Genomic DNA, 353 nt, shown 5'->3' with positions numbered 1-353 from the left:
GATGGCTCCGCTCCTAGTGGCAGCGCGGTGAGCTCCACTCAAACCATCACATTTACCAACCAAAGTGATGATGTGGTTCGTTTCCGAATTGAACCAACGGAATTCAATACTAACGATGATCTTAAATCGAACGGTTTAGCCGTTGAGTTACGTGAAGAGCCGACAGGGTCGGGTGACTACATTGGTTTTACTACTAGTGCGACGAATGTCGAAACCACGGTATTTACGCTGAGTTTTTCTAGCACCATATTAGGTGAATACACGTTCACACTCATTGAAGCGTTGGACCATCAAGATGCCCGTGGTAACAACGAGCTCAGCTTTGATCTGCCTGTTTATGCGGTAGACAGTGA

Annotated in this window: 1 protein-coding gene; it reads left to right on the top strand. The window is 46.7% G+C overall.

Annotation, left to right across the window (positions count from 1 at the left end; translation table 11 throughout):
• Positions 1-353 (top strand): hypothetical protein (locus tag AB4375_RS21280; protein ID WP_372052480.1); only part of this gene is annotated, 353 nt, incomplete at both ends.

It is taken from the genome of Vibrio sp. 10N.261.51.C6, from assembly GCF_041471785.1.
Classification (GTDB): Bacteria; Pseudomonadota; Gammaproteobacteria; order Enterobacterales; family Vibrionaceae; genus Vibrio; species Vibrio crassostreae_C.
This window is presented reverse-complemented; position numbering and strand designations above follow the sequence as displayed.